The 25774-nt window shown below is 72.4% G+C and carries 17 protein-coding genes; 11 read left to right on the top strand and 6 right to left on the bottom strand.

The genetic code is table 11. From position 1 onward, the window contains the following. Positions 1-15: 15 nt before the first annotated feature. A complete protein-coding gene (locus O0S08_RS25810) occupies positions 16-732 on the top strand; it encodes a DNA-3-methyladenine glycosylase family protein (protein WP_269031936.1) in 717 nt (238 codons plus the stop codon). A gap of 126 nt (positions 733-858) precedes the next feature. On the opposite strand, the gene O0S08_RS25805 is transcribed toward O0S08_RS25810, so the two are convergent. Both O0S08_RS25805 and O0S08_RS25800 read right to left on the bottom strand, forming a co-directional pair. Next, positions 859-1197, bottom strand: coding sequence for a hypothetical protein (locus O0S08_RS25805; protein ID WP_269031935.1), 339 nt, complete (start codon positions 1195-1197; stop codon positions 859-861). Positions 1198-1294: 97 nt separating this feature from the next. Beyond that, entirely contained in the window at positions 1295-1882 is a 588-nt protein-coding gene (locus O0S08_RS25800; protein ID WP_269031934.1) for a prolyl hydroxylase family protein, read from the bottom strand. Positions 1883-1920: 38 nt separating this feature from the next. Between O0S08_RS25800 and O0S08_RS25795 the strand changes: the two genes are divergently transcribed. Further along, positions 1921-2634, top strand: coding sequence for a redoxin domain-containing protein (locus O0S08_RS25795; RefSeq protein ID WP_269031933.1), 714 nt, complete (start codon positions 1921-1923; stop codon positions 2632-2634). Positions 2635-3036: 402 nt separating this feature from the next. On the opposite strand, the gene O0S08_RS25790 is transcribed toward O0S08_RS25795, so the two are convergent. Next, on the bottom strand, positions 3037-3780 hold the full coding sequence (locus tag O0S08_RS25790) for a MopE-related protein (protein WP_269031932.1): 744 nt from the start codon (positions 3778-3780) through the stop codon (positions 3037-3039). A gap of 42 nt (positions 3781-3822) precedes the next feature. Here O0S08_RS25790 and O0S08_RS25785 point away from each other — a divergent pair, with 42 nt between their 5' ends. The 5 genes from O0S08_RS25785 (at position 3823) to O0S08_RS25765 (ending at position 12829) form a co-directional block, all read left to right on the top strand. Next, positions 3823-4296 (top strand): hypothetical protein, encoded by a 474-nt coding sequence (locus O0S08_RS25785; RefSeq protein WP_269031931.1) that lies wholly within the window; start codon positions 3823-3825, stop codon positions 4294-4296. Beyond that, entirely contained in the window at positions 4293-5483 is a 1191-nt protein-coding gene (locus O0S08_RS25780) for a tetratricopeptide repeat protein (protein WP_269031930.1), read from the top strand. The genes O0S08_RS25785 and O0S08_RS25780 overlap by 4 nt, the downstream gene beginning before the upstream one ends. Beyond that, positions 5480-6874 carry an AI-2E family transporter gene (locus O0S08_RS25775; protein ID WP_269031929.1) on the top strand — a complete coding sequence of 465 codons (1395 nt, stop codon included), beginning with the start codon at positions 5480-5482 and terminating at the stop codon, positions 6872-6874. Before O0S08_RS25780 ends, O0S08_RS25775 begins: the two co-directional genes overlap by 4 nt. Next, positions 6871-12219 carry a sigma 54-interacting transcriptional regulator gene (locus O0S08_RS25770; RefSeq protein ID WP_269031928.1) on the top strand — a complete coding sequence of 1783 codons (5349 nt, stop codon included), beginning with the start codon at positions 6871-6873 and terminating at the stop codon, positions 12217-12219. Before O0S08_RS25775 ends, O0S08_RS25770 begins: the two co-directional genes overlap by 4 nt. Before the next feature lie 178 nt (positions 12220-12397). Then, complete coding sequence (locus O0S08_RS25765) at positions 12398-12829, top strand: hypothetical protein (protein WP_269031927.1); 432 nt, start codon at positions 12398-12400, stop codon at positions 12827-12829. Between the two features lie 305 nt (positions 12830-13134). Here O0S08_RS25765 and O0S08_RS25760 read toward each other — a convergent pair whose 3' ends face one another. The 3 genes from O0S08_RS25760 to ftsY all read right to left on the bottom strand — a co-directional run bounded on the left by O0S08_RS25760 (position 13135) and on the right by ftsY (position 16836). Then, a complete protein-coding gene (locus O0S08_RS25760; RefSeq protein ID WP_269031926.1) occupies positions 13135-14115 on the bottom strand; it encodes an outer membrane beta-barrel domain-containing protein in 981 nt (326 codons plus the stop codon). Positions 14116-14127: 12 nt separating this feature from the next. Next, positions 14128-15132, bottom strand: coding sequence for an outer membrane beta-barrel domain-containing protein (locus O0S08_RS25755; RefSeq protein WP_269031925.1), 1005 nt, complete (start codon positions 15130-15132; stop codon positions 14128-14130). Positions 15133-15660: 528 nt separating this feature from the next. Next, positions 15661-16836, bottom strand: coding sequence for a signal recognition particle-docking protein FtsY (gene ftsY / locus O0S08_RS25750; RefSeq protein ID WP_269031924.1), 1176 nt, complete (start codon positions 16834-16836; stop codon positions 15661-15663). A gap of 234 nt (positions 16837-17070) precedes the next feature. Here ftsY and smc point away from each other — a divergent pair, with 234 nt between their 5' ends. The 4 genes from smc (at position 17071) to O0S08_RS25730 (ending at position 25705) form a co-directional block, all read left to right on the top strand. Then, a complete protein-coding gene (gene smc, locus O0S08_RS25745) occupies positions 17071-20703 on the top strand; it encodes a chromosome segregation protein SMC (RefSeq protein WP_269031923.1) in 3633 nt (1210 codons plus the stop codon). A 157-nt stretch (positions 20704-20860) separates the two neighbouring features. Further along, on the top strand, positions 20861-21652 hold the full coding sequence (locus O0S08_RS25740) for an SDR family oxidoreductase (protein WP_269031922.1): 792 nt from the start codon (positions 20861-20863) through the stop codon (positions 21650-21652). Between the two features lie 67 nt (positions 21653-21719). Further along, a complete protein-coding gene (locus tag O0S08_RS25735) occupies positions 21720-23813 on the top strand; it encodes a monovalent cation:proton antiporter family protein (protein ID WP_269031921.1) in 2094 nt (697 codons plus the stop codon). Positions 23814-24286: 473 nt separating this feature from the next. Continuing rightward, the gene (locus O0S08_RS25730; protein WP_269031920.1) at positions 24287-25705 is read left to right on the top strand and encodes a hypothetical protein; all 1419 of its coding nucleotides are present in this window, start codon (positions 24287-24289) and stop codon (positions 25703-25705) included. Positions 25706-25774: the final 69 nt, after the last annotated feature.

The following is a 25774-nucleotide window of genomic DNA, read 5'->3' as shown; positions in this document are numbered from 1 at the left end:
GCTGCCTGCACGGGCATGGATCGCGCGGGGGATTACGCGTACAAGATCGTGAGGGCCCGGGCGCGAGGCGTCGGGGCCGACGAGGCGACGATGGCGCAGACGCGACCGCTCCCCTACGACACGGAAGCCGCGGCGGCTCACTTGCGGCGCAGCCACAAGGCGATGAAGAAGTTGATCGATCGGCTGGGGCCGATCACGCTGCGGCGCGACGCCGGGGCGAGCCCCTACGGGGCGCTGGCGCGATCGATCGTGTTCCAGCAGCTCGCGGGCGCGGCGGCGTCGACGATCTACGGGCGCGCGTGTCAGCTCGGCGAGGGCGGCCAGTTCCCCGAGCCGGCGGCGCTGCTGGCCTTGCCGGCGGAGCGGCTGCGCGCGGCCGGGCTGTCGGCGGGGAAGCAGGCGGCCCTGAAGGACCTGGCCCAAAAGACACTCGACGGCGTGGTCCCGACGTTGCGCGCGCTGTCGCGGATGGACGACGCGACGATCGTCGATCGCCTGACGCAGGTCCGCGGGATCGGCCGCTGGACGGTCGAGATGATGCTGATCTTCCGCCTCGGCCGCCCCGACGTGTGGCCGGTCGGCGACTTCGCGGTCCGCAAGGGCTACGCGCAGACCTTCGGGCTGGCCGAGTCGCCGACCCAGCGCGAGCTCGACGGGCTCGGGGCGCCGTTCTCGCCGTACCGCAGCGCAGCGGCCTGGTACTTCTGGCGCTCGCTCGACACGCAGACATAGTCGGCGCCGACGCTTGCTCGCTCCGCAGCCAGCGCGCGGAGCAGGCTGTGACGATACGTCGCGTCGCGGCACGAGCTCGACGCAGGTGAGGTGCTCGCCCCGTGGAGCACGCTGCGGGGTGTCTGCTCAGTCGCCGAGGCCGAGGCGACGGCGGACGCGGGCGGCGAGGTCGCGGGCGCGACCGGCGGGCCCGAGCGCGCGAGGGGGCGGGGCGCCGGGGAGGCTGTCCGTTTGGACCTGGCGCTTGCGACCTGTACGAAAGGACGTGGTCGCAAGGGCAGGTGCTTGCATGAGCAGCTTGACCAGCGCGGTGACCAGCTCGACGGGGCTGTCGGCGCGAACCTCGAGGCCGACCTTGCCGGAGGGATCTTCCGCGGCGCCGCGCGCGACCGTGCGCTTGCCGTCGGAGCGGACCTCGATGACGATCCGGCTGACGATCGGGAGATCCTCGTCGGCAGTGCTCATGGCGGGAAACTAGCACGGCCGGACGACGTGCGCCGCCGCACCGGCGCGAGCCGCGAACGGCCACGATCCGTGACGTCGAGGCGAACGCCGCGAAAGACTACAGGGACGATCGATCGCGGGGCGCGCGGGGTCCCTTGTAGAGGATGTCGCTGCGCACCACGTACTTGCGGCCGCTGGCGACGGCGCGGGCCTCGTGCAGGAGGCGGTGCTGAAACAACACGCCGAGGCCGGTGCGCGGGACGACGGACTGCTCGAGGTGCAGGAAGTGGGTCTCGCCGCCGGTGAAGTCGTCGTTGAGGTAGATCATGAAGGTCAGCAGGCTGTACTCGTCGTCGGCGCGGACGCAGGCGCCGTCGAAGTGCGGGGCGAAGCGCTCGCCGGGGTCGTAGCGGTAGCAGTGGAGGCGTTCGCTGAGGCCGAGGACGGTCATCGGGCCGATCCGCGGCGGCACCGCGGGCCGGGCGCGCTCGAACAGCAGGGCCGCGAGCTCGGGGTCGTCGAGGATGACGCGCTTGTTGTCCCGCAGCACGGGGCGGAGCACCGGGGCGCGCAGCATGGTGACCGGGGCGCGCACCGGACCGAGCGACTCGATGTGATCGATCAGCGCGACGCACTCGCTGGCCGTGAGCACGTCGTCGACGGTCCATACCGGCGGGTGTGACAGGTCCAGCGATCGGTGGTACACCGGCCCAGGATACGCAAAAGCGCACCCAGGAGCCTGCCGTGACCCCGCGAACCTTGCTCGCCCTCGCCCTCGCTCTGACCGCCTGTGACGGCGCCAAGCCGCCCGCCGCCGCCGGAACGCCGACCAAGACGCCGCCCGCCGACGGTGATGCAAAGGCGGCCACACCTACACCGGCGCCGCCGGCGAATCCTCTCGCCGATCCGGCGGCGGTCGCGGCGATCGGCAAGCCCGCGCCCGACTTCACGCTGCCGACCGCCGACGGCAAGACGATCAAGCTGTCCGACCTGCGCGGCAAGACTGTGGTGCTCGAGTGGTTCAACCCCGAGTGCCCGTTCGTCAAGGCGGCGCACGACGCCGGTCCGCTCAAGGACCTCGCCACGAAGACGACGACTGCGACGCCGACCGTCACCTGGCTGGCGATCAACTCCGGGGCGCCGGGCAAGCAGGGCCACGGCGCGGAGGCCAACCAGGCGGCGGCCAAGAACTGGTCGATGGCCCACCCGATCCTGCTCGACGAGACAGGCGCGGTCGGCCACGCCTACGGGGCCACCAACACGCCCCACATGTACATCGTCGACGCCCAGGGCGCGCTCGTCTACCGCGGCGGCCTCGACAACGCGCCGATGAACGAGCCCGAGGGCGGCGCCCGCGTGGCCCTGTTCGAGGACGCGCTGGCCGCGGTGCTCGGCAGCAAGCCGGTCGAGCAGGCCGACACGCGCGCGTGGGGCTGCACGGTCAAGTACGCGAAGTGAACCCTGCCCGTTCTGGGGCGAGAGCATCGAGCCGGGGAGGGCCTGTACCGCGAGGCGCGGTGCGGGCCCTCGGCCGTTTGCGGAGACCACTCGTGAGGTCGTCGGCGGAGGCATCGAGGCCGCGGGAGGTCTGCACGAGGCGGTGGTTGCGAGCCTGTTCTTTAGGACAGGTCGCGGCAGGTTCCGCGGGAACAAGAGATGGGGCGTCGAGCCCGTCGGGGCCGGTGCGAGCGAGAAGGGAGCGACGCTCGGCTGCTCTTGGGGACAGGTCGCGCGATCGCTAGGTCGAGGTAGAATCCGTATGATCGAGAGGACATGTCTAAGAGGACATGTCCTAAGCACACGCAAGAACGGCGCGGGCCCGAGGAGGGCGCCGCGCCGCGACTGGGCCGTGGAGGCGGCTTACTTGTTCTTGAGCTTGGCGGCCTCTTCGGCGGTGAGGCAGCGGTCGTCGACGACGTTGTTGCAGTCGTCGTCGAGGTTGTTGCAGATCTCCTGGCTCGGCTGGACGTTGGCCACGCACTGGATCCGGCCGCCGAGGCACTGCATCACGCCCGGGGCGCACACGCCGACCTTGCCCGTCTGGCAGGCGACGCCGGTGCCCGGGACGTCCTCGTCGATCTTGTCGTCGCAGTCGTTGTCGAGGCCGTCGCACACCTCGGCTTTGACCGCGGGCTGCGGGGCGTCACACGTGGCGCCCTTGCCGTCGGCGTTGCACTTCCATACGCCCGAGCTCTTGCACTCGCCCTTGCCGATCGTGCAGGTGGCCCCCTCGCGCTCGAAGTCGTTGTCGACGATGCCGTCGCAGTCGTCGTCCTTGCGGTTGCAGAGCTCCTTGACCGGGGTCACCTGGCCGGAGCACGCGCCCCAGGTCGCGTCGTCGCTGCAGGTGCGCGTGCCGTCCTTGCAGAGGCCGCGGCCCGAGGTGCCCTGCGGGCCGTCGTAGCAGGACTCGAGGATCTTCGGCTTGCACTGCGCGGGCTTGCTGCCGGCCGAGTTGAGCTCCTCGAGGAGCCGCTGCCGCTCGAGGTTCTGGTCGGTATTGGCGCAGGCGCCGACGAATGCGCCGATCGCTAGCCCGGCGAGGCATCCGCGGCGGAGGATCCCTGTGCCGAAGGCGAAAAAGGACGCGGCGGGGTTTCCCATGGCCGGGACTATACACCGCCTGTTATCATCCGCCGCATCAAAGTGTCCCTGCTGGGCAAAGTCTACCTCCTGGTCAGCCTCATCCTGCTCGCGCTGGGCCTCGTGTGGACGATCGTCACGCTGGGAGCGAACACCGGATGGGTCGAGGTGGCGCTCTACCTGCCGGCCGCCGATCTTTCTCCGTCGCTCGTCCGCCGCCGCTTCGAGGTCCACACGGCCGCGCTGCTGGCCGGATGGGTCGCCACGGCGGTGCTGCTGGCCGTCGCGGCCATCCGGGCGCCGTTCCGGATCCGTGCTGCGGCGATCGCGCAACGGCGCACCCGCGAGCTCGAGCGCGAGGTGTTGGAGCTCCGCACCTTGCCTCTGCGACAGGAGGACGAGGACGAATTGCTGGCCCGCGAAGCCCACCTCAGCGACACGCGCCGGCCCGTGATGCTCGGCGCATCGGCCCAGAGCATGGCGGCGACGCGGGCGTGGTCGGGTTCGCAGCCGCGACGCGAAGGAGACGTCGGGTGAGCGAGGTGCTGGCGATCGTGGCCGCGGCGCTCGCGGGCGGCGGAATCGGGGCTGCCCTGGCGTGGTGGCGGCTGGCACCGCGACGCGAGGCGCTCGAGCGGCTGGCCCGCCGGGGTCATGTCGTCCATGAGCTCGCCGAGGGCGACGTCGAGAACGTGGCCGAGGAGCTCGAGCGGATCGCCGAGGTCGAGCCGAACGACGCCAGCGTGTTCCTCGCCCTGGCCGCGCTCGATCGCCGGCGCGGTCGCGTCGAGCGGGCCAAGGCGCTGCACCGCACGGTCCTGGCGTCGGCCGAGCTGGCGCCCGAGCTGCGGGTCGCCGGCCTGGTCGGGCTCGGGCGCGATCTGCTGGCTCAGGGCAACGAGCAGGCGGCCGTCGGGGCGCTGACGCGAGCGATCAGCCTGGCGCCGCGATCGGTAGCGACGCTCGAGTCGCTGGCCCGGGCGCTCGAGCAGGCCGGCGCGTGGGAGCGGGCGGCGGCGGCCTGGGAGCGCCACGAGAAGCTGGCGCCGGCGCGGCGGCGGAGGCAATCGCGGATCGGTCGCGGCCACGCTGTCGCCGGTCAGGCGCTGGCGGCCCTACACGAGGGCGATCCCTTCAAGGCGCGCAAGCTGGTCGAGCGCGCGCTCGAGCTGGCGCCCGACAGCGGTCACGTGTGGACCGCGCGGGCCCGCGTCGAGGCGGCCGCGGGGGCCCGAGAAGAGGCGCTGGAGGCCTGGCAGCGGGCCTGGGAGTTGGCGCCCGCGGGCGCGCACGCGCTGACGGCCGAGGCGTGGTCGTGGGCGATCGAGGAGGGCGCGCAGGAGGAACTGCTCGAGCGCATGCAGGCGAGCTTGCGCACGGCGAACGCCGGCAGCCTCGTGGTGGCGCTGGCCGAGCGGGTGGCCCGGCGCGACCCGGAGCAGGCGGTCGCGGCGCTCGCCCGGATCGCGTCGCGCTCCCCCGCGGCGGCGCTCGGCCTGATACGCTTGCGCCTCGCTCAGGGGCCGCGCGAGTCGGCCCCCGACGCCACGGTCCGCGACGCCGCGATGAAAGACATCATGCCCCCCACGCTCGTGTGCCGGCAGTGCGCCGCGCCGATGGCCAGGTTCGGCTTCCGCTGCAGCTGCGGGGCCTGGGACAGCGCGGTCGCGGTCGAAGACCTGAGCCCGCGCCGCAGTGACGATCACGGCAGGAGCCGCGCATGACCGAACCGACGCCGTCGCGCCGGCGCGAGTTCCTCGCGTCGATCGGCCAGTTCCTCCGGCTGTGGGGCTTCCTGCTGTTCCCGGTGGTGCTCGCCATCCTCTTCCGCGAGGTGATGGTCCCGTTCGTGTTCGCGTTCGCGTTGGCGTACCTGATGGCGCCGGTGATCAACCGGATGCAGGTCCGGCTCGGACGTGTCCTTTCGGTCATCCTCGTCTACCTGTCGCTGTTCGGGCTGATGACGGCCTTCCTGACGCTGTTCCTGCCGGCGCTGGTGGCGGACTTCTCGCGCCTGCGCGACACGGCGCCGGCGGCGATCGAGTACCTCGACCAGAACGTGCTGCCGCAGGCGTCGCGGTGGGTCGACGGCTCGCTCGGCACGCTCCACCAGCTCGACGAGGCGGCGCTGGCGACCGCGCCCCCCGAACCGCCGCAGAAGTCGGAGCTGCTGGCCAGGCCCAACCACGACGGCTCGTGGTCGATCAGCCTCGAGGGCGCGCGCCTCCACGTCTCCGACGGCGGCGACGGCCGCTACATGATCGCGGCCCCGAGCTCGAGCGAAGAGAAGAAGCTGACCGACACGCTGCGCAAGCTGGTGATGTCGAAGGGCACCGAGTACACCGGCCAGATCGCCGGGTTCCTCCGCAGCCTGGTCAGCGGGGTGACCACGTTCCTGACCAACTTCACCATCACGCTGATGCTCGCGGCCTTCATCCTCGTCAACCCGCAGCGGGTGATGGGCTTCGTGCGCGCGGTGGTGCCGATCCAGTACCGCCGCACCTACGACGAGATCATGGGCCTGCTCGACGTCGGCCTCGCCGGGGTCATCCGCGGCCAGCTGCTGATCTGCCTGGTCAACGGCGTGCTGACCTACATCGGCCTCGTCATCTTCGACATCAAGTACAGCTTCCTGCTGGCGGTGGTGGCGGCGGCGTTCAGCCTGGTGCCGATCTTCGGCACCATCATCTCGTCGATCCCGATCTTGCTGGTCGCGCTGGTGTCGAACGAGGCGGGCCTGGCGTTCGGGCCGCCGCTGCTGATGCTGGCGTGGATCGCCGGCATCCACCTGCTCGAGGCCAACGTGTTCAACCCGAAGATCATCGGCGACGCGGCGCACATGCACCCGGTGGTCGTGATCTTCGCGCTGCTGGCCGGTGAGCACGTGTACGGGCTGACCGGGGCGCTGCTGGCGGCGCCGGTGGCGAGCATGCTGCAGACGCTGTTCCTGTTCGCGTTCCGCCGCTCGCGCTACCACCACGGCCCGAGCACGTCGGGCGACGTGGTGCCGGCGATGCAGTCGGTGACGACGTCGGTCGAGGCGTCGCGGGTGTCGGCCGACTCGGGCAGCTTCGCGGCCGACAGCGACGCGTCGGACCGCTTTACAGGGCCGTGACGGAGGGCGCCGTGGGCGGTGCGGAGCGCGACCTCGCCTTCGGCCTCCCGCCTCGGTTCGTCGCGGTCACGCGGCTCGGCGAGGGCGCCGAGGGCGGGACGTGGTCGGCGCTCGACGCCGACGCGGGCGGCCGTCGGGTCGCCCTCAAGCGGGTGCCGCCGGAGCGCGCAGGGCAGGTGCGGCAGGCGTTCCGCGTGCTGCGCCGCGTCAGCTCGCCGCACCTGCCGGCGGCGCTCGAGCTGCTCCATGAGACAGGTGGCGGCGCGTGGTTGGTGACCGGGTGGATCGACGGCGCGCCGCTGCAGCCGGGGCCGGTGGGGCCGGCGGAGGCGCTGGGTGAGGCGATCGCGGTGGCCCACGCGCTGCGGGCGATCCACGAGGCCGGCACCCACCACGGCGACGTCAGCCCCGGCAACGTGCTCGCCGGCGACGGCGGGGTGGTGCTCACCGACTTCGGGCAGGTCGGCTGCCTCGGCTGCGGGACGCCCGGTTTCCTCGCGCCCGAGGCCCTGGCCGGCGGCGGCGGGCCGGCGGCCGACGTGTTCGCGCTCGGCTGTCTGCTGTGCTTCCGCCTGTTCGGGGCGCCGCCGTGGGCCCGCCCGGAGGGGCTGGTCGACGCGCTGCGCCGCGGCGAGCGAGCGGTCGAGGCCCGGCTGGCCGAGCTGGCGGCCGGCGCGGCGCTGCCCGAGGAGCTGCCGGCGCTGCTGCGCCGCCTGCTGGCGCTCGACGGGACGCGCCGCCTGATCGACCTGCGGCTGGTGCTGGCGCGTTTGCAGGCGCTGCTGTTGACATGTCGCGCGGGACATGGCCCCGAGAGCATGTCCCCGGAGCCAGGTCCGACGTGGTGGCTGCCGGCCCGCTGGCCGTACGCGGGCACGTCGCTGGCGCCGGCGCTGGCGCTGCTGCTGCCGGCGCCGCGGGCCCGCCTGGTCGCGGTGGCCGGGCCGCCGGGCTCGGGCCGGGGCCGCGTGGTCGAGGAGCTGGTCGGCACCCTGCAGGCCCAGGCGGACGGGCCGCCGGCGCGGCTGTGCCCGGCGGAGCGGCTCGGCGCGGCGCTGCAGGTCCCGGCCGCGGGGTGGATCGAGGCCTGGATCGCCGGCGCCGAAGAGGCGGTGTTCGGGCTGCCGGAGGCGCCGCCGTGGCCGGGTGACCTGGCCGAAGAGACCGGTAACGAAGAACATGTCGCAAGGCGCAGGGCGGCGGTGCTGGCGGCGGCGGCGGCGATGGCCCGGACCACGCTGATCGTGCCGGTGTCGCCGGCCGTGGGCGCGGCGCTGGCCCGCGCGGGGGCGGAGGCGGCCGTGCGCGGGGAGGCGCCCCTGGCGGTGCTGGAGCTGCGGCCGTGGACCGAGGGCGAGCTGCTGCAGGCGCTGCAGCCGGTGCTCGATCCGCCGGAGGAGCGCGAGGCCTGGGCTGCGGCGCTGCGGGCGGCCACGGGCGGCTGGCCGGGGGCGACGATCGAGGCGATCGAGGCGAGCGCGCGGGCGTCGCTCGCCAGGCCCACGCCGGAGGGGATCGCCGCGGCGTCGGCGACCGGCCGCGCTGCCCTCGACGCCGGACGCGCCCGGCTGGTGCTCGAGGCGGCGTGGACCGCCGAGGGCCGCGAGGCGGCGATGGCCACCGGGGCGGGGCTGCAGGCGGCCCACCTGTTCGCGCCCGGCGGGGTGCCGCTGGCCTGGGCCCTGGCCGCGGCGCGCCGGGCGTTCGGCCCGCGGGTCCGCGAGCTGGCGCGCGAGCGGCTGGCCGAGCTCGAGGAGGCTGCAGGGCGCGAAGGACATGGCGAAGAGAACATGTCCTCAGGGACACGCGTGACGCTGGCCCTGGCGGTCGACGCCGATTCGCCGGCGGCGGTGAGTCGGTGGCTGGCGGACTGCCCGGAGGCCGGGGGCGCGTGGGAGCGAGATCCGGCGTTGCCGCGCTTGCTCGAGCGGATCGACTCCGGGCTGCCCGACGCGTCGCGGGCGAAGCTGGCGGCCGCCCTGCTGCGCGCGGGACAGGCGGGACGAGCGCTGGCGCTGGCAGAGAAGGGCGGTCCGCGCTGCGCGCTGGTGGCCGCGCGAGCGCTGGAGCAGACGGGACGCGCCGGCGAGGCGCTGACGCGGCTCGACGCGCTGCTCGCCGAGCCGGCCCTGCCGGGCGACCTGCGCGGCACTGCCCTCGGGCTGCGCTGGCGCGCCTTGACCGATCTGGGGCGCGCGAGCGAGGCGGTCGTGGAGGTCCAGCGGCTGGCGAGCTCGGAGGTGGCGCGAGAGACAGGTCCGATAGGACAGGCCGAGGAGCTGGCGGAAGAGACAGATGGGCCGGGTGAGGGGGCGGGGGTCGATCGGCTGGTCGGAGAGACAGGTGTGACGAGCGCGAGCGCCGGGCCGGCCTCGCGGGCGAGCGGCGGGACGCCGGCGAGCGGCGCCGTCGGGACGAGCGGCGTGCTCGAGGGGCCAGGTACGAGCGAGCGAGACCCCCGCGAGAGCGGCGAGGCGGGCTCCCAGGCGAGCGGCAGGTCGGCGGCGCTCGGTATGTCTAAAGGGGCAGGTTCGATCGAGCAAGACCTGCGTGAGATGGACGAGGCGGGCGCGCTGGCGGGCGGCAGGTCGGGGACGAACGGGATGTCCGAAGGGACATGTTCAAACGAGCATGAACCGGAGGACATGCTCGGCGCGGCGCTGGCGGCGAGCGGGCCCGGGGCGGCCGAGGCGTGGCTGTGGGCGGCGCTGGCGGCGATCTACGGCGGGGCCGAGGGGCGGGCGGAGGAGTGGCTGGGTCGCGCCGAGGCGCGGCTCGGAGCCGACGCCGGTTATCCGGGGCTGCAGGCGCGCATCGATCAGGTCCGCGGCAACCTGGCGCACCTGCGCGGGCAGCTCGGGCTGGCGGAGACGGCGTACGAGCGGGCGGCGGCGGGCTTCGAGCGGGCGGGCGAGGCGATCGGGCGCACGCTGCTGGCGGCCAACCTGGCGGCGCTGGCGATCGTCAGCGGCGAGCTCGGCCGGGGGCTCGAGCACGGGCGTCAGGCGCTGCGGGGCTACCTCGCGCTCGGACGCGTGCAAGCGCTGCCGGAGCTGGCCGAGAACCTCGTGCAGCTGCTGGTCCGGGCCGGCGCGCAGGCCGAGGCGGTGCGGCTGCACGTGCTGCTGGCGCAGACGCTGAGCGAGACGTCGGGGTCGCTGGCGCAGGCGCGGCTCGAGCGGGTCCAGGCCGAGCTGGTGTGGGGCGAGCGGCTGCGCGGGCAGGGCAGCGACGCCGCGGTGGCGCACGCGTTCGCGGCGGCAGCCGAGGCATTGCAGCGGGCAGGGGCGACCCGCGACGCCTGCGAGGCGTGGCTGCGGGCGGCCGCGGCGGCCCGGCGTGGCGGTCAGTCGGCGCGGGCGGTCGAGCTGCTGGCGGCGGCCGAGCGCGGGCTCGCCGAAGGTGACGAGGAGCTGGAGGTCGCGGCGGCGCTCGAGCGCGTGCTCGTGGCCGCGGCCGGCGGGGTGCCCGGCGAGGTCGCCCGCGCGTGCCGTCCGCTGGCCGATCTGCCGCGCGCCGCCGATCTCGCGGCCCGCGGGCGCCTCGAGCTCGCCTGGCACTACGAGCAGGTCCTTCACGCTATCCTGAGCCCGAGCGACCCGCGGAGGCCCGCGCTCGCCCGCCGCGCCGCGCACACCTGGGAGGCATTGATGAGCAAGATCCCCGACCTCGACAAGCCCAGCGCCCGCGCGGCCCTGCTCGCAGAGTCGGGCGATCGCGCGGCCGTCGCGGCGCTCGTGAGCGACCTGCCCGAAAGTGCAGGTGAGCCGGCCGGCGAGGCTCCGCCGGCGGAAGCGGGGCGGCGGGGCGGCGACGCGGGCCACCTGCTGCGGATGTACCGGCGGTTGGTCCGCGAGGACGACCTCGGGCGCCTGCTGGCGCAGGTGGTCGACGCGGCGATGGAGCTGTGCGACGCGGAGCGCGGGGCGATCGCGGTGTTGCCCTCGCCGCCTGCGCGCGGCGGCGAGGCGACGGCGCCGACTCTGGTCGCGCGCGAGCTGGCGGGCGGCCCCGGCGGGACGTTCTCTCGCTCGGTGCTCGACCGTGTGATCGCCGAGGGCACGCCGATCCTCAGCGTCGACGCGATCACCGACGACCGCTTCGGCCAGTCGCGCTCGATCAGCCACCTCAACCTGCGCAGCGTGCTGGCGGTGCCGCTGGTGCACCGCGGGGCGCTGCTCGGGGCGCTCTACGTCGACCACCGGCTGCGCCGCGGGGCCTGGGGCGAGGCCGATCTGGCGCGGCTGGAGGAGTACGCCGAGCTGGCGGCGCTGGCCATCGCGCACCGCGGGGCGGTGGCGGCCCTGGCCGAGCGCGGGCGAGAGCTGGCGGCGCTGCTCGAGGAGCGCGAGCTCGAGGTCCGGGGCCTGCGCGAGGCGGCTCGCACGCCGGAGCGACGGGGCTATCGCGGCATGGTCGGAGGGACAGGTTCGATCCAGGCGGTGTTTCGCCTGGTCGACCGCCTGGCCGACAGCGACGTGCCGGTCGTCATCTACGGCGAGAGCGGGACCGGCAAGGAATTGGTGGCGCGGGCCATCCACGACGGCGGGCCGCGGCGGACCCGGCCGTTCGTGGCCGAGAACTGCGGGGCGATCCCCGAGACGCTGCTCGAGAGCGTGCTGTTCGGCCACGCCAAGGGCGCGTTCACCGGGGCGCAGCGGGCCACGCCGGGGCTGTTCGAGGCGGCCGACGGCGGCACGCTGTTCCTCGACGAGATCGGCGAGATGAGCCCGGCGATGCAGACCAAGCTGCTGCGCGTGCTGCAGGAGAGCGAGGTCCGGCGGGTCGGCGACACCGCGGTGCGCAAGATCGACGTGCGCGTGATCGCGGCCAGCAACCGCGACCTCGACGCGATGGTCGCGTCCGGGCAGTTCCGCAAGGACCTGCTGTACCGGGTGCGGGTGGTGAAGGTCGAGCTGCCGCCGCTGCGCGCGCGCACGGAGGACCTGCCGCTGCTCATCGAGCACTTCTTGGGCAAGTACGACCGCGGGCGCCGGCTCACCGTCAGCGCCGCGTCGATCCGGGCGCTCGCTCGCTACGCGTGGCCGGGCAACATCCGCGAGCTCGAGAACGAGGTGCAGCGGTGGGTCGCGCTGTGCGAGGCCCGCGTCGAGCCGGACGAGCTGTCGCCGGCGATCCGCGAGGCCCCGGCGAGCGGGGCGCCGGCGCCGGACGACCTGCGCCTGCGGCCGCGCGTCGAGCGGCTCGAGCGCGAGCTCATCGACCGCGCGCTGCAGCTGGCGGGCGGCAATCAGACCCGCGCGGCGACGCTGCTGGGGCTGTCGCGGTTCGGGCTGCAGAAGAAATTGCGCCGGCTCGAGAGCGGGGGCGAGGACGAGGACTGAGCCGTCGCGCCTGCCAACGCGGTTGGCGATTCACGGCCCTGCGGCCATCGGCGTTGCGATGCGCTCGTGCATTGTCCAGCGATCTCGCACTTGGCGGGTTGGTGTAAGTTTTGCAAAATGAGACCGTGGTCGCAGACCCGCGGTGCTCGCCGTGCGTCGCAGCCGCTCGGAGCCTCCCATGATCTTCCGCGCCATCCTCGTCGCCGCCCTCGTCGTCCTGAGCGCCTGCAACACGCACCTGCCCACGCGCACCGACCGGCCGTTCACCGGGCAGTTCGGGATCTCGGTGCCGGTGCCTCCGCCGAGCCTCAAGGCGGCTCCTGTGCAGTACGTGGACATCCAGGGCAACCTCGACGCCGAGGAGCCGACGGCCGACACGCGGGTGTTCATGTACGACCGGTCGGGCGCGCGCGGCTTCTTCGTCTACGCCGACCAGTACGGCGAGTTCGGGTTCGACGCGGTCAAGCTCGACCTCACCGACAACTGCCTCGAGGTGTGGTTCGAAGAGCCAGGTCCCAAAGGACAGGTGAGCCAGCACCGGTTCTACGTCGCCGACATCGACGAGGACGACAAGACGGTGGTGACGATGGAGCAGATCGACGAGTGCTGAGCGGCGAGCCGGCAGCGCGCGAGGCCGGCGGCTGGAGCTGGACCGAGTTACAGGCGGCGCGGGGGCGCTCGAGTGACAGAGCTGCCTCCTCCGCCTCGACCGGCGAGCTGGCCGGAAGGACAGGCGAGAGCTCCGAGAGAACGAGGGCCCATCCGCGCCCTCGGACCCGGCGAGGTGAAGACGGCTTTCCTGGCCTTGGCCGACGAGCTGGCCGCGAGGACAGGCGAGAGCACGGGCGCTCCGAAAGCGCGAAGGCCCGCCAGCGGTGCTGACGGGCCCTGTGGGGATTCGAGCGCGAGCGCGGCTTACTTGGTCTTGACCGGCTTGCCGCCGATCTTGAGCTCGGAGCGCTTGGCCTTGGGCGGGAAGTAGAACGTGACGCCGAGGGAGAACATCACGTTGTGGTTCCAGTTGGCGTCCTGCTTGTCGACCTTCGGCGGCACGTCGGTGGTGGTCGCGTTGAGGCCGGCCGCGTTGTTGTAGGTCATGATGTCGTGGACATCGAGGTTGAGCGAGGCGAAGTCGGCGAGGAAGATGTTGACGCCGCCGCCGAAGCTCGGACCGACCTTGATGCCCGTGTCGGCCTTGACCGGGTGCAGGTAACACTCGCGGTTCGGGTCGGCGCCGGCCGCGGGACGGCAGTAGTTGGCCACGTCCGCCGAGTTGTTGGGCAGGTTGAGCAGCTCGGTGGTCGACTTGGCGTTCGGGTAGTGGCGCCCGAAGTTGGCCAGGCCGAGGCCGGCGAACAGGTACATGTCGTACTCGGTGAAGATGCCCGAGAACAGGCCCAGCTTGCCGCTGAAGGGCTTGAACACCACGTCGAAGCTGGCGAGCCAGTTGTTGCGGGTGAGGCCCGACTGGAAGTCGTGGAGCAGCGGCGCGGGGCTGTTGAAGTCGGCCAGGGTACGGACCGGCGCGACCGACGGGTTCTCCGCCGTGTTCGGCGGGATGCCGCGCGGGAGACCGCCGGCCTCGTCGTTGAGCGCCTTGAGCAGCTTGGCGTCGCGGTTGATCACGCCGTACGCGAACTTCGCCTGGATGCCGATCCAGTCCGTGAAGTCGAAGTGGAGCTTGCCGCCGACGTAGCCCTTGTGGACGAAGGTCTGCGACAGGCTCATGCCGACGAACGGCGTGATGCCGAAGCGAAGCTTGCGCAGCTCGAGCTTGCGGACGACCACCGGCTTGCCCTCGAGCGGGCTCTTCCGCTTGGCCTGCGCGGTGTCGGGAAGCAGCGTGATGGCGACCAGGGATGCCGCCAGAACAGTGAGCGATCGAATCCTGTGCATGTCGAGGTGCTCTTAGCGGCGGGTGGTGTACTGGAAGGTGGTGGGGAAGTAGAAGCTGAGCCCCAGGAAGAAGACCACATTGAAGGCGAGCTTCTTGACCGCGGCGTCCTTCGCCGCGTCGGCGGAGTCGAGGCTGTCGAGCTGGTTCGGGCCAGGGCCGCGCTCCGTCGGCTCGAGCTTGTCCTGGTAGATCCAGGTGCGGACGCCGAAGTTCACCGAGAGCCAGTCGACGCGCGGGCCGTAGAAGCGGGCGCCGATGGCGAAGTTGCCCTGGCCGGTGATGTGGCGGAACGGCTCGTGGATGGCCTCGTAGCGCGGAATCACCTGCGTCTGGATCGCGCCGCCGCCGACCTGGATGTACGACTCCCAGTGCATCAAAGCGCGGTTGAACACCGCGATCTTGCCGTAGAACGGGTTGTACAGGAAGTTGACGCTGGCCTGCCACAGCGTCTTGTTCGCGGTCAGCAACACGCTCTCCTGGAAGCGGATGTTGGTGTACCGCGAGGTCTTGTTGCCGAAGAAGGCCGTGCCCGTGATACCGACCGCCATGCGGTTGGTGATCCAGTAGTTGAGCTCGGCGCCGACGGTGTAGTGGCGGACGAACGGGTCGTTGACCGTGATGCCGATCTGCGGCTGCAGCTCGAAGCGCTTCTTCTTCAGGAAGCGCTGGCGCTGCACCACGGTGATGAACGCCTTGTCCTGCTTCAACTGGTCGGCTTCGGAGGTCGCGCTGACCTTGCCGGCCTCGCCCGTGGCGGCCGCCGCCTTGCCCTTGTTCTCGTCGCCGAACAGGTCGGTCGAAGCGCCGGCCTCGCCGCCGGCCTTCGCGTCGCCCGCGGGCTTGGCCGGGGTCTCGCTCTCGGCCTCGTCGAGGACGATGGTGTCGTCGTCGGCCGGAGCCGCCGGAGCGGGCGCAGCAGCGGGGGCGGGTGCCGCGACGGCCGCGGCGGCGGTTCCAGGAGCAGTGAAGGCCCAGGCTGCCAGGAGAACAGCCGAGCCGGTCAAAGAACGTCGCATGCTCACCTCAAGGTCGACTGGCACGTGGGTATCTCGGAGGTCAGGCCCAGGGGCCTGTGGAGAGGCCCTGCAGGGCCGGGGGAGGCAGGAATTCAAGTGGCCGGGAGGGCCGGGAATCAGACTCGGGCCCGGAGGGCCGGGAAGCAGCAGGCCGGAGGGCCGTTGGAATCAGAATCGCAGAGCTGGGGTAGAAAATCATCAGGCCCAGAGGGCACCCGACAACCGAAGCCATAGACACCGGTTTAGGGGTGTCGGACGGTATCACAGCCAACCACTAGGTCACAACAGGACAAGCGCTGTTTGATGTCGGGCGCTGTTTGGAGCAAAGGCACACAGGGCGGTGCGTAGGCCCCAGGGCCGCCAAATTCGCAGGTGAGGCCCCGACGCGCACCCGCTGGCTGGCCCGCGAGATTGCGGAAGACGATCTCCGCGCCCGGGGTCCAGGGACCCGTCACGACCCCACGAGGCGCAATTTCAAACACGGCACAGAATCGTAGAAAGTGCCAGTCGCTGCTTCTTCTTCGCCGCCTACGTCGCCTGGTCCGGGTCGCCGAACATGGCCTCGACGAAGGCGTCGGCGTCGAACGGCCGCAGGTCGTCGACCTTCTCGCCGATGCCGATGAAGCGGACCGGCACCCGCAGCTCGTCGCACACGCCGAGCACCACGCCGCCCTTGGCCGTGCCGTCGAGCTTGGTGAGGACGAGGCCGGTGAAATCCATCGTCTCCTTGAACAGGACCGCCTGGGCGAGCGCGTTCTGGCCGATGGTGGCGTCGAGCACGAGGAAGGTGTCGTGCGGCCCGCGGATCTCGGCCTCGCCGACGCCGCGGGCGCGCGCGAGGGCCTTGGCGCACGAGCGGCGGATCTTCTGCAACTCGTCCATCAGCTCCTTCTTGGTGTGGAGCCGGCCGGCGGTGTCGCAGAGGACGACGTCGAAGCCCTCGCGGGCGCCGCGGGCGATGCCGTCGTGGATGACGCTCGAGGGATCGGCGCCCTCCTTGCCGAGGTGGATCTCGCAGCCGACGCGGCGGGCCCAGATCTCGAGCTGCTCGCCGGCAGCGGCGCGGAAGGTGTCGCCCGCGACGAGCAGGACGCGGCGCCCGGCGGCCTTGTGGAAGGCGGCCAGCTTGCCGAGCGTGGTCGTCTTGCCGACGCCGTTGACGCCGATCATCAGGAGCACGTACGGCGGCGGGTTCGGGCTGTAGTCGAGCGGGGCGGCCGGGACGGCCAGGATCTGCCGCGCCGCAGTGCGGATGACGGCCCACACCTTGTCGGCGTCGGCGACCTCGCTGTTGTCGAGAAGGTCGGTGACCTGCTCGAGCAGCTTCTGCGCCGCCTTGGCGCCGATGTCGGCGGTGAAGAGGACGCTCTCGACCTCGTCGCGCAGCTCGGCGCTGACGCGCGGGCGCCCGCGGAACAGGCGCGCGAGCTTGGCGACGAAGCCGCCGCGGGTGCGCGCGAGGCCGGCGACGTAGCGCTCCTGTTCGGCGGCGCGGGCGAGCTCTTCCGGGGTGAGCGGACGGACCGGGACCTCGGCGCGGCGTCCGGGCGCGAGGGCCTTGTCGGACGGCGAAGCTTCGGGCGCGGGCAGCTCGGGCGGCGTCTTCCCCGGCGGGAGGGCGCGACGGCGCGCGTAGACGACGCCGCCGGTGACGAGGAGTGCGCCGAGGATGGCGAGGAGCAGGTAGATCTCGGTCGAGGTCATCGGCGACGGCCACTGCAGCGGTAGCACAGCCGGCGCCGATCCTGAAGGGTTCGGGCGTAGCTCTGCGAGATCTGCGAGATCTCCGGGGCGCGGGCCGCGGGCGCCGGAGGGTCGGGGCGGCCCGCGTCACCCGTGCCAGGAGATCGCCGCGGGGAGATCGTCACGGCGGGCTTTTCCGGGGGAGCGGGTGGTGCTATCTCGCGGACGCCAGCGTTTTTTTGCGCGCGCCGATCGATGCGAATCAAGAAGATCGAGGTCAACGGGTTCAAGTCCTTCGCCGACCGCGAGGTCATCCACGTGGACGACCACGTGACGGCGATCCTCGGGCCCAACGGCTGCGGCAAGTCGAACGTCGTCGACGCGATGCGCTGGTGCCTCGGCGAGCAGCGGGCCAAGCACCTGCGCGGTCAGGGCATGGCCGACGTGATCTTCGCCGGTTGCTCGACGCGCGGCCCCGGCAACGCGGCCGAGGTGACGCTCACCTTCCAGAACAACGGGCAGGTCCCGGCGGCCTACCTCAACTTCGCCGAGATCGCGGTGACGCGCCGGCTGTTCCGCGACGGCACCAGCGAGTACCTCATCAACAAGGTGCCGTGCCGCCTGCGCGACATCCAGGAGCTGATGGCCGGCACCGGCGCCGGCACCCGCGGCTACTCGATCATCGAGCAGGGCCAGGTCGGCCGAATCGTCAGCTCCAAGGCCGAGGAGCGCCGCTACATCATCGACGAGGCCGCCGGCATCACCCGCTTCAAGGCGCAGAAGCAGGCCGCGGAGAAGAAGATCGAGCAGACGCAGCAGAACCTGCTGCGCGTGTCCGACGTGCTGTCCGAGCTCGAGGCGCGGGTCGGCAACCTGCGGCGGCAGGCGCAGAAGGCCGAGCGCTACAAGCGGTACCGGGCCGAGCTGCGCGACCTCGACCTGTGGATCGCCAGCCACCGCTTCCTCGAGCTCGAGGCGACGCGGCGCGTGCTCGAGGTCCGGCGCGGCGAGCTCGGCGTGCAGGTCGACGACATGCGGGCCAACCTGGCGGCCGCCGACGCGCGCGGCGAGGCCCAGCGGACCGAGCTGCTGCAGCGCGAGCAGGAGCTGCGGACCGCCCAGACGACGGTGTTCGACCTCGACAACCGCATCAAGCTGGCCGAGAGCGAGGGCCAGTTCCGCCGGCGCGAGCAGGAAGGGGCGCGCCAGGCGGTCACGCAGGCGCGGGCCGAAGCGGCCGCGGCGGAGCGCTCGCTGACGGCGCTGCGCGGCGAGCTCGAGCAGGTCACGGCCCAGCTCGGCGAGCTGCGCGCCGGCGCCGACGAGGGCCACGCCGAGGTCGCGGCGCGCCTGCAAGAGGAGCACGACGGCCTGGCGGCGCGGCTGCGCGGCGAGGTGTCGGAGTTCGAGCGCGGGCGCTCGCAGCTCGGCCGTCTGCAGCAGCGCGAGGCGACGGCGTCGGCGCAGCTGCAGGCCCGCGCCGAGGGCCTGTCCGACCTCGAGCAGCGGATCTCCGCCCTGACGCAGGAGACCGAGCTGCTGGGGATCCAGGTCGAGCGCGACCGCGCCGACCTCGAGGTCGCGGAGGCCGCCCGTGAGGCCGCGGCCGAGCGGGTGGCGGGGCTGCAGGACCGCCGCAGCGCCGGCGACCGCGAGAAGCAGGCGCTCAAGGGCCAGATCAAGGCCGCGGAGCAGACCCACGACGGCGCCCGTGCGCAGCTGCAGCGCGTGCAGTCGCGCGTGCAGTCGCTCGAGGAGATCCAGAAGCGCTACCGCGGCTGCGCCAGCGGCGTGCAGACGGTGATCCAGAACCGCGACGCGATCGGCGCCGAGGCCGGGGGGACGATCCTCGGCATCCTCGCCGACCACCTCGCCGCGCCCGCAAAGTTCGAGGCGGCGCTGTCGGCGGTGCTCGGCGACCGCCTGCAGGGCGTGGTCGTCGACGGCGTGCGCGCCAGCGTCGCCGCGGTCGCCCTGCTCAAGGCCAAGCAGGAGGGCCGCACCTCGTTCCTGCCGCGCGAGTGCCGGCCGCGCCGCTCCGAGCATGGCGCCGAGGGCATGTCCGATGAGACCGGTTCCTACGGCCCTGGCCTCGAGGACATGCTCGAACGGCCAGGCGTGGTGGGCCGCTTGGTGGACGCGATCGAGGTCCCGGCCGAGCTGCGGCCGCTGGCGCGGGCGCTGCTCGGCGACACCGTGGTGATCGACGACCTGCCGCAGGCGCTCGAGCTGTGGCAGGCCGGCGCGACCGCGCCGCTGGTGACGCTGGCCGGCGACCGCGTCGAGCCGTCGGGCGTGGTGATCGGCGGCTCGGCCCAGGGGCTCGACTCGGCGCTGCTGCAGCAGAAGCGAGAGATCCGCGAGCTGCACGAGCAGGTGACCGCGCGCGACGCCGAGGTCGCGGCCGCGTACGAGCAGGTCCAGGTGCTGGTCGAGCGCCAGACGCAGCTCGAGGCCGAGCGCGAGATGAGCGAGGCGGAGCTGCTCGAGTCGGAGAAGGTCCGGCTGTCGCGGGTGCAGGAGGTCAGCCGGCTGCAGCGGGAGATCCAGCAGCTGGGCCAGCGCACCGAGCAGCTGACGCGCGAGCGCAACAAGCTGCAGGCGTCGCTCGGCGGCCGCGAGGAGGAGCGCGCGCGCCTGACGGAGGAGCTGGCGCAGGTGCGCGAGGAGCTGCCGGGGCTGCAGCAGATGATCGTCGACGCCGAGGCGCGCATCGAGATGCTGCGCGAGCAGCAGGCGCAGGTCTCGGAGATGCTGACCGAGGCCAAGGTGGCGCTGGCGCGCTTCCAGCAGCAGCTCGGGGCGCTGACGGCCGCCGAGGCCCGCCTGTCGCGCCAGGTCGCCGCCGAGGACGAGCGCCTGCAGCGGCTCGGCCAGGCGCAGGTCGAGGGCGAGGCGAAGATCGCGGCGCTCGAGGAGGCGCTGCAGGCCGCCGAGGCCGAGCGCGAGCAGCAGCTCGAGGCCCACCGCACGGCCACCGCGACCCTGCAGGCCGCGCGCGAGGCCCACGACGCGGTCCGCCTGGCCACCGACGAGCTCGACCTCTCGGTCCGCAAGCTGCGCAACGGGCTCGACGAGCAGCGCGAGCGCCTGGCCGAGGTCGAGAGCGTGCTCAAGGAGCAGCGCATGGAGGCGCAGCACCTGAGCGCCGACATCCGCGAGCGCTTCGACGCCGAGCTCGAGCTGTCGCTGTGCGACTTCCACGACCGCCCGCTGGCCGGGCCCGACTCGGCGGCCCGTCAGCAGGAGCTCAAGCGCGTGCTGGCGCGCATGGGCGAGGTCAACCTGACGGCCATCGAGGAGTTCGAGGAGGTCTCGAGCCGCTGCGAGTACCTGTCGACGCAGAAGCGCGACCTCGAGTCGGCGATCGCCCAGCTGCAGGAGGCGATCGACAAGATCAACAAGACCACGCGCGAGCGGTTCCTCGAGACGTTCCGCGAGATCAACGAGCGGTTCCAGCTGGTGTTCCCGCGCCTGTTCAACGGCGGCCAGGCCCTGCTCAAGCTGACCGACGCCAGCGACCTGCTCGGCACCGGCGTCGAGATCCAGGCCCAGCCGCCCGGCAAGCAGGTCCGCAACCTCGAGCTGCTGTCCGGCGGCGAGAAGGCGCTCACCGCGGTCAGCCTGATCTTCGCCATCTTCCTCATCAAGCCGAGCCCGTTCTGCCTCCTCGACGAGGTCGACGCGCCGCTCGACGAGGCCAACGTCGGCCGCTTCGGCGCGATGGTCCAGGAGATGGCGCAGAACACCCAGTTCATCATCATCACCCACAACAAGCGGACGATGGAGATCGCCGACCGCCTGTACGGGGTGACGATGGAGACCCGCGGGGTGTCCAAGCTCGTCAGCGTCAACATCAAGCGCGCGGTCGAGATGGCGGTCGCCTGAAGGACGGCGGGTGTCCGTGCGGGCATGTCCGAGAGGGCATGTCGGATCGAACATGTCGATTGGAACATGCCCACCGGGGCATCCAGCCGGGCGCCGCGTGGCCGGGCTCACGACGGCGGGCGTGCCGCGCGGGGCGGAAACCGGGCATCGTCGCGGCATGAGTATCTTTCGCGCGGACGCACTGCAGGGACTGGTCGCCCTCGTCACCGGCGGGGGCTCGGGGATCGGGGCCTCGATCGCGGTGACTCTGGCCGAGCACGGGGCCCGGGTGGCGGTGTGCGGGCGGACGCAGGCCAAGCTCGAGGCGACGGTCGAGGCGATCGCGGCGGCGGGCGGCGAGGCGCTGGCGGTGGCGACGGACGTGCGCAAGCCCGAGCAGGTCGAGGCGCTGATGCAGGCGATCGACGCGCGGTGGGGCCGGCTCGACGTCCTGGTCAATTCGGCGGCCGGCAACTTCCTGTGCCCGGCCGCGAGCCTGTCGCCGAACGGCTTCGGCACGGTGGTCGACATCGACCTCAAGGGCACGTTCAACGCCTGCAAGGCGGCCCTGCCGCTGCTGTCGCGCGCCGGCGGGTCGATCCTCAACATCTCGGCGACGCTGCACTACGGCGGCACGCCGCTGCAGGTCCACGCGGCCAGCGCGAAGGCTGGGATCGACGCGCTCACCCGCACTCTGGCGGTCGAGTGGGGGCCGGCGGGGATCCGCGTCAACGTGATCGCGCCGGGGCCGATCGACGGCACCGAGGGCATGACCCGCCTCTTGCCGCCCGACCTGCGCACGAAGGCGGAGCGGGCGATTCCGCTGCGACGCTTCGGCCAGCCGCGCGAGATCGCCGACGCAGCGGTGTTCCTGGCCTCGCCCGCCAGCGCCTACACGACCGGGGCGACGCTGGTGATCGACGGCGGAAGCTGGCTCACCGGGATGGGCCTGATGACGCTCGGCGAGTGAGCGGGCGCGGGCGAGCAGCAGTCTGCCGCTCGCGGGCCGGTGGTTTTGCGTTATCGTGTCGGCTCGCATGAGCGCGAGCGCGAGCGCGGCTCACTACGTGCAAGAGGTCGGCGCGATCCTCGGGACCGCGGCCGTGACCAGCTTGCTGTCGCAGCGGCTGCATCAGCCGCCGGTGCTCGGCTACCTGGTCGCGGGCATGATCCTCGGCCCGCACGTGCCGGGCATCATCATCGGCGGCGAGGGCAGCGTGCACCTGGCCCACTCGCTGTCCGAGTTCGGCGTGATCCTGCTGATGTTCAGCATCGGCATCGAGTTCAGCCTGCGCAAGATCGTGAAGATCGGGCTGCCGGCGGCGCTGACGGCGGTGATCGAGGTCGGGCTGATGATCTCGCTCGGCTACATGGTCGGGCGGATCTTCGGCTGGGACTCGACCGCGAGCCTGTTCGTCGGCGCGTGCCTCGGCATCTCGTCGACGATGCTGGTGGCCAAGGCGTTCGAGGAGCAGCGCCTGCGCGGCGGCTTCGTCGAGGTCGTGTTCGCGGTGCTGGTGTTCGAGGACATGATCGCCATCCTGCTGCTGGCGATCCTCACCGGCCTGGCCTCGGGGACAGGTCTGTCGCCGCTCGACTTCGCCCTGACGGTCGGCAAGCTGCTGGCGTTCCTGCTGGCGCTGCTGGCCGCGGGGCTCCTGGTGGTGCCGCGCTTCATCCGCGGGGTGGTGCGGATCGGCCGGGCCGAGACGACGCTGATCGCCGGCATCGCGGTGTGCTTCGGCATGGCGGCGTTCGCCTCGGCCTCGGGCTACTCGGTCGCGCTCGGGGCGTTCCTCGCCGGCATGCTGGTGTCGGAGTCGGGCGAGGGGCCGAAGGTCGAGCACGTGATCCAGCCGCTGCGCGACCTGTTCGCCGCGGTGTTCTTCATCTCGATCGGCATGACGATCGACCCGGTGATCGTGGCCCATCACTGGTTGCCGGTGGTGGTGCTGACGCTGGTGGTGCTCGGCGGAAAATTCCTCGGGGTGTCGCTCGGCTCGTTCCTGGCCGGCAACGGGCTCCGGCGCTCGGTCCGCGCCGGGATGAGCCTGGCCCAGATCGGCGAGTTCTCGTTCATCATCGCCGGCCTCGGCTTGCAGACGGGCGCGATCCCGGAGTTCATCCTGCCGATCATGGTGGCGGTCGCGATCCTCACCGCGCTCACCACCCCGGTGATGGTCCGTCGCTCCGAGCGCGGCGCCGAGGCGGTCGACCGCTGGCTGCCCGATCGCCTGCAGACGTTCGTCACCTTCTACGACGGGTGGATCGAGCAGCTGCGCTCGGCCCCCCGCAGCGCGGCGGTGGGCCGCCGCGTCCGCGGGCCGCTGCTGATGCTGGCCGTCGACGCGACCCTGCTGGTGGCGCTGCTCGCCGGCTCGAGCCTGGTCCACTGGCAGGTGGTCGACGCGATGTTCCAGGCGACGCACCTGTCCCCGACGGTGATCGAGATCATGTACGTCGGCGCGACGCTGACGCTCGCGGGCGTGCTGTTCGTCGGCGTGCTGCGGCGGGCGGCGGCGCTGGCCCGCGCGCTGGCGGCGGTGGTCTTGCCGACCCGCGACGACGGCAAGCTCGACCTCGGCTCGGCGCCTCGGCGCGCGTTCACCGTGGCGATCGAGCTGGCGCTGTCGCTGGTGATCGGCCTGCCGCTGGTGGCCGTGCTGCAGCCGTTCCTGCCGCTCAGCTCGGGCTTCGCGGTGTTCGCCCTGGTGGTCGCGGCGCTCGGCTACAACGTGTGGCGCAGCATCGGCAACCTCGACGGCCACGTGCGCGCGGGCACCGAGCTGATCGTCGAGGTGCTGTCCCGCCAGGGCCAGGGCGGCGGCAGCGGGCCGGCCGCGCATCAATCGCTGGTCGATGTGGCGCCGATGCTGCCCGGCTTCCCCGACATGACGCCGGTGACCCTGGCGGCGAGCAGCCCGGCGATCGGGCAGACGCTGGCCGAGCTCAACCTGCGCGCACGCACGGGCGCGTCGGTGCTGTCGATCAACCGCGCTTCCGCGGGCGTGGTGCTCCCCGAGGCCAACGAGCGGCTGCAAGTCGGCGACACGCTGACTCTGGCCGGCGGCCACGAGGCGATCGAACGCGCCACAACGCTACTGCAGCGCGGCATCGTCATCGGCGAGTGAACCGCGTCGCCGCCAGGGTCGTGGCTCGTGACCGTCGCAAGGATGCGCCGTCTCGCGTCGAGGTTCGCCGACGATCGGGAGCGAGGGGCGAAGTTCGAGCGCGAGCGTCGCCAAGGATGGGTCGTGGAGCGTCGACGAGTTATCGGGAGCGAGGGGCGGAGCTCGAGCGAGATCGTCGCGAGGATGCGCCTCGGATGGCCGTGGATCGCCGACGAGCGAGAGCGATGAGCTCGGCGATCTCGGTGTTCGTCGCTGCGCGATGGACCCGCAGCTGAGCCCGGCGCGGTCGATCCGTACCGAGCGCCGCGGCCCCGCCGCCCAGCCGCGGCCGGCGCGCTCGCACGAGCTCGCTCGCCGCGGCGCGAGGCGGACGCCGCCCCGGACAGCACGCGCGCCAGCGAGGTTTGCCAGCGAGGCCGATGTGGCGCCTAACTCCGGGGTCGAGTCGTCCGCGACGCGACGAGGAGCCGACCATGGGCGAGGTCCGCCAGCCGAACATCGAGACCCGCGAGGACGCTCGCGACCCCGACGTCCCCGAACCGGCGGGGCAGGCCAAGGCCTATGTGTTCGCAGTCGCGGTCGTCGCGGTCGGAGTGCTCGGCGCGCTCGGGGCGCGAGCGGCCGACGGGATCGTCGTGCTCGGCGCGGTGCCGTTCGCGTTCGTGCTGTTCGTGCTCGTGCTCCTCGGCGTGGCCCTCTTTCACGGCCACACGCTGCAGGTCGCCCTCGGCGGGGCGCTCGTCATCACGCTCTACACGGCGGCGCTCGCCCCGGGGTTCGAGTGGCCGGCCGAGCAGACACATCCCGGCCTGTGGGGCCACCTGTTGCACGAGGGCGAGCACACGCTGCTGAACCTCGGCGGCCTCCTCCTCGGCTTCGCGCTGCTCGCCAAGTACTTCGAGCACTCGGGCGTGCCCGACAACCTGTCGCGCCTGCTGCCCCGACGCCCGCTGCTCGGCGCGTTCACCCTCCTCGCGCTGGTGTGGGTCATCTCGTCGTTCCTCGACAACATCGCCGCGGCGATGATCGGCGGCGTGATGGCCCGCTCGGCCTTCCGCGACCGCGTCACCGTCGCCTACGTCGCGGCGCTGGTGGCCGCGAGCAACGCGGGCGGGGCGTGGAGCGTGCTCGGCGACACGACGACGACGATGATGTGGCTCGACGGGGTGTCGCCGCTCGCGGTCCTGCGGGCCATCGTCGCCAGCGCCGTCGCGCTCCTGATCTGCGGCCTGCTCGGCGCGCTGCAGCAGACGCGGGTGCAGGCGATCGCGCCCAAGATCGGCCAGACCCGGGCGATCGATCGCGTCCAGCTGATGATCGTGGTGCTGATCCTGGCCGGGGCGATCGGCGCCAACTTCCTGTTCACGGGCCCGTGGGCGGGCTTCTTCGCCGGCGGCCCGTGGTACGGGGTGTGGGCGGCGATCCTGCTCGGCGCGCTGCTGCGTCGGCCGGCCTGGGGCGAGCTGCCCGGCGCGGCCAAGGGCGCGCTGTTCCTGTTGTCGCTGGTGTGGTGCGCCTCGCTGATGCCGGTGCGGGCGCTCCCGCCGGCGTCGTGGCAGACCGCGTTCGGGCTCGGCTTCGTGTCGTCGGTGTTCGACAACATCCCGCTGACGAAGCTGGCGCTCGAGCAGAGCGGCTACGACTGGGGGATCGTGGCGTTCAGCGTGGGGTTCGGCGGGTCGATGATCTGGTTCGGCTCCTCGGCCGGCGTCGCCATCTCGAAGGACTTCCCGGAGGCGCGCCACACGCTGCGCTACCTGAAGGAGGGCTGGCCGGTGATCGTCGCCTACGTCGTCGGATTCTTCGTCATGCTCCTGACGCTGCAGTGGTCGCCCCAGGCCAAGCGCGACGAGGCGGCCCCGGGCGTGCCCGCCGCGCAGGCGAGGCAGTAGGTGGCCGTGAAGACATGCCCGCGAGGGCATGTTGGATAGGATATGTCCTAAGTGACATGTCCCAAAGAG

It is taken from the genome of Nannocystis punicea, assembly GCF_026965555.1.
GTDB classification, from domain to species: Bacteria; Myxococcota_A; Polyangia; order Nannocystales; family Nannocystaceae; genus Nannocystis; species Nannocystis punicea.
Note: the sequence above shows the minus strand (reverse complement) of the source record. Positions and strands in the feature narration are given on the sequence as shown.

What these genes read in the sequence shown, in the direction of transcription:
- O0S08_RS25805 (WP_269031935.1), bottom strand. Translation starts at nt 1,197, where the DNA reads ATGAGCACTGCCGACGAGGATCTCCCGATCGTCAGCCGGATCGTCATC.
- O0S08_RS25740 (WP_269031922.1), top strand. Translation starts at nt 20,861, where the DNA reads ATGAGTATCTTTCGCGCGGACGCACTGCAGGGACTGGTCGCCCTCGTC.
- O0S08_RS25735 (WP_269031921.1), top strand. Translation starts at nt 21,720, where the DNA reads ATGAGCGCGAGCGCGAGCGCGGCTCACTACGTGCAAGAGGTCGGCGCG.
- O0S08_RS25730 (WP_269031920.1), top strand. Translation starts at nt 24,287, where the DNA reads ATGGGCGAGGTCCGCCAGCCGAACATCGAGACCCGCGAGGACGCTCGC.
- O0S08_RS25810 (WP_269031936.1), top strand. Translation starts at nt 16, where the DNA reads ATGGATCGCGCGGGGGATTACGCGTACAAGATCGTGAGGGCCCGGGCG.
- O0S08_RS25765 (WP_269031927.1), top strand. Translation starts at nt 12,398, where the DNA reads ATGATCTTCCGCGCCATCCTCGTCGCCGCCCTCGTCGTCCTGAGCGCC.
- O0S08_RS25755 (WP_269031925.1), bottom strand. Translation starts at nt 15,132, where the DNA reads ATGCGACGTTCTTTGACCGGCTCGGCTGTTCTCCTGGCAGCCTGGGCC.
- O0S08_RS25790 (WP_269031932.1), bottom strand. Translation starts at nt 3,780, where the DNA reads ATGGGAAACCCCGCCGCGTCCTTTTTCGCCTTCGGCACAGGGATCCTC.
- ftsY (WP_269031924.1), bottom strand. Translation starts at nt 16,836, where the DNA reads ATGACCTCGACCGAGATCTACCTGCTCCTCGCCATCCTCGGCGCACTC.
- O0S08_RS25775 (WP_269031929.1), top strand. Translation starts at nt 5,480, where the DNA reads ATGACCGAACCGACGCCGTCGCGCCGGCGCGAGTTCCTCGCGTCGATC.
- smc (WP_269031923.1), top strand. Translation starts at nt 17,071, where the DNA reads ATGCGAATCAAGAAGATCGAGGTCAACGGGTTCAAGTCCTTCGCCGAC.
- O0S08_RS25760 (WP_269031926.1), bottom strand. Translation starts at nt 14,115, where the DNA reads ATGCACAGGATTCGATCGCTCACTGTTCTGGCGGCATCCCTGGTCGCC.